This is a genomic window from Phenylobacterium sp., assembly GCF_036402295.1.
Classification (GTDB): Bacteria; Pseudomonadota; Alphaproteobacteria; order Caulobacterales; family Caulobacteraceae; genus Phenylobacterium.
In genome coordinates this window covers 1-2,959 of record NZ_DASWTE010000043.1, presented here as the reverse complement: position 1 = coordinate 2,959, position 2,959 = coordinate 1, and the positions used below count along the sequence as shown (strand labels likewise).

Annotated in this window: 3 protein-coding genes; 1 reads left to right on the top strand and 2 read right to left on the bottom strand. The window is 74.0% G+C overall.

What is annotated here, in order from left to right; all coding sequences use genetic code 11:
• Positions 1 to 271: FxDxF family PEP-CTERM protein (locus VGD44_RS02845; RefSeq protein WP_331083673.1), on the top strand; the 271-nt coding region annotated here is incomplete at its 5' end.
• Between the two features lie 94 nt (positions 272 to 365).
• Here VGD44_RS02845 and VGD44_RS02840 read toward each other — a convergent pair.
• Positions 366 to 1,682: a PA2928 family protein gene (locus VGD44_RS02840; protein ID WP_331083671.1), complete on the bottom strand. Its 1,317-nt coding sequence runs from the start codon at positions 1,680 to 1,682 to the stop codon at positions 366 to 368.
• A 146-nt stretch (positions 1,683 to 1,828) separates the two neighbouring features.
• Positions 1,829 to 2,959: sensor histidine kinase (locus VGD44_RS02835; RefSeq protein ID WP_331083669.1), on the bottom strand; the 1,131-nt coding region annotated here is incomplete at its 5' end.

The window sequence follows — 2,959 nt, the reverse complement described above, 5'->3', positions numbered from 1 at the left end:
CACGCTGGACGGCTTCTCCCTCACGCAGGTGGGCTTCGACCCGTCGGGCGAGAACTGGGAGCTGCTGGGCACGGTCCTGGGCGCCGGCCCGCACAAGATCACCGTGTCGGGCTCGGTCCTCGGCTTCGGCACCACGCCGGGCGCGACCTACACCGGCTCGCTCAACATCGCGGCCATTCCGGAACCCGCCACCTGGGCCCTGATGATCATGGGCTTCGGCAGCGCCGGCTACATGATCCGCAGCCGCCGCCGCGCGATGGCGCTGGCCTAGGGGCCTTCGCCCTCCTTCAAGGCCAGGGGAGAACCGCTGTCCGAACGGACGGCGGTCTCCTCGTGCGTGGGTGTCGGGCGTGGGCGGACCTGCCTCACGGCGGCGGCGTCGACGACTCCGGCAGGTCGTTCGGCGCGGTGGGCGCGACGCGGAAGCCGTAGGGGGCGAGGCGGCCGCTCGCGAGGTCCACCGACACCAGCTGGTCGACGCTCTCGGGCCGGTTGTCGCGCGTGCGGAACAGGGGCGGCTCGTCGCGGCGGCCGACCAGCACCAGCGTGCGCTCGCCCGGCAGCACCGCTTCCAGCTTCTCCAACGGCAGGTCGGCCGTCCACAGCGGCTTGCCCAGCGGTCCGGCCACCCGCGTCAGCTTCAGCCGGCTCTGGTCGCCCAACCGGTCGCGGTGGATCACCAGCACGCTGTCGGGATTGCTGAGCAGGATCGGCCGGCCGTGGCAGCAGCGCCCGTCCTGCAGGAGCCCGGCGGAGAGGAACTCGGGACTCTCCGGCAGCGGCTTGGCGTTCGTCGCCACCGGCCGGAACATCGACGACATGGCGCCCCGCACCACGGTCGCCGAGTAGAGCCGCGTGCGCGGATAGGTCTGCGGATCCACCCCGCCCACCGCGCCCTCGGCGCCCAGGTTCGCGGCCTCGGCGTCGGCCAGCAGCCCCAGCCAGCGGCCGCCGCCCAGCTCCAGCCCGCCGGTGTAGAACATCCAGCTCCCGACGCCCCCGGCGTTCCGCGCCGCAAGGAACACGCCGGGCTGCGGCGCCGCCCGCTCGGCGTCGGTGTCCAGGCGCGCGCCGTCCGGCCGCGTCGCCGCCCCCTGGCCCGTCAGCCGCCAGTCGCGCCCGTCGGCGGCGGTGAACGACAGCCCCTGCGGATCGAAGCGGATGTAGCGCTCCTCGGTGGGCATCACGCCCCGCAGCATCGGGTTGGCGGCCGCGAAGGTCCCGTTGTCGGCCACTCGCGAGCCGTCCTTCGGCGACAGCCCCAGCAGGCTCTTGCCGTCGAACAGCCAGAGGATTCCGCCGTGCGCGCCCAGGAGGCGCCGGCCCATGTTCACGGCGCGTCGGTCGTCCACCAGCCGCTGGCGCCACACCGGTTTGCCCGTCGCCGGATCGAAGGCCCAGACGTCGACGATCAGCCCGCCGTACGTTGTCCCCGTGTACGTGCCGCGCGCGCGGAAGCTGCGCCACTGGCTGGTCATCACGAACACCCGGTCGGCGCCGTCGGCGGTGGGCGCGCGCACCACCTGGCCTTCGATGCTGGCCCGGCTGGGCACGAGCCCGCCGCCGCCGGTGAAGAACCAGACGCCGGCCGCGACCAGGCCCGCCGCGATCACAAGCGCCAGGAGCGCGCCGCGCAGCCGCCCCGGCCCCGGCTTGCGCGCCGTTTCGATGATCCCCGCCATGCCCGCCTCCCTCGGACCACGATGGGATCACGGGAGGCCATGGGCCACAAGCCGGGCTGGCGGGGATCTCGCAGGCGCTGCGCGGCCAGGCCGGCCAGGCGCCGTCGACCGCATGGTCCCCCTCCGCCTACGGGTGAGGAGAGGGCCTAGCCCGCGCGGGGCAGGCGGATGATGGCGCGGGCGCCTTTGCCGCCCTCGCCGGGCGACCAGGCCAGCGACCCTCCGTGGGTGCGGGCGCGGTCGGCGAGGCCGCCGAGGCCGACGCCTGGGGTGACGTGAGCGGGGTCGAAGCCTTGGCCGTCGTCCTCGACGGTGAGGACGAGGGCGTCGTGGGCGGCGGTGAGCGACACGCGGACTTCGGTCGCGCCGGCGTGCTTCAGGATGTTGTTGGTGAGCTCGCGCAGCATCGCGCGGAGCGATTGGGCGGTGCTGGAGTCGACGCCGGCGGGTGGCGCTTCGTCGAGCGGCCAGACGAGGGCGATCCCGCGGGCCTGCAGGCGTTCGGCCATCTCCTTGCGGCTGCGGGCGAGCGTGTCGGCGAGGTCGGCGTCGGGGCCGGTGGGCTCGGTGACGATGGACCGGAGGTCGGCGAGGGTCTCGCGGATGTAGCGGTCCTTGCGCTCGCCGTCGCGGCTGTGCAGCGCCGAGAGCAGGGTGGCGCCCAGGTTGTCATGGATGTCGCCGGCGATCCGCTTGCGCTCGACCGCCACGCCGCGCTCGTAGGCGTCGCGGCTCTGGAAGACGTAGGCCAGCATGTCGGCCAGCGAGCGCATCTGGGCCTCGTCGGCCGGGGAGAAGAGGGCGCGGCCGCCGTGGGCGTATTCGAGCCGGAGCGACGGCAGGCCGGCGAGGGCGGGGGTGACCAGCGCCAGGCCGTCGGCGCCCAGGCCCGGCGGTTCGTGCGGTTCGGCCACGTCGAGGCGCAGCGGATCGAAGCGGCGCTTGAGCACCTCGACCCAGCCGGCGAGCTGGTCGCCCACCTGCGCGGACAGGCCGATCTGGACCAGGCCCTCGAAGACGTCGCGGTCGTTGGTCGCGCGGCGGCGCAGCATCCGCTCGGCGATCCAGCCGCGAACCGGCAGCCAGACCAGACCGCAGATCAGGAGCGCGATGGAGAGGCTGACCTCGGCCGAGAGGCGGAGGAAGACCAGGAAGACCATGTCCAGCGCCGCCAGCAGCGCCAGCGCCAGGGTCCAGGCCATGATCCGGCCCCACCATTCGCCCAGCTCGAACAGGCGGTAGCGCATGATGCCCACGGCCAGGCCGCCGTAGGTGAG

Coding starts and splice junctions, on each gene's coding strand:
- VGD44_RS02840 (WP_331083671.1), bottom strand. CDS start 1,682: ATGGCGGGGATCATCGAAACGGCGCGCAAGCCGGGGCCGGGGCGGCTG.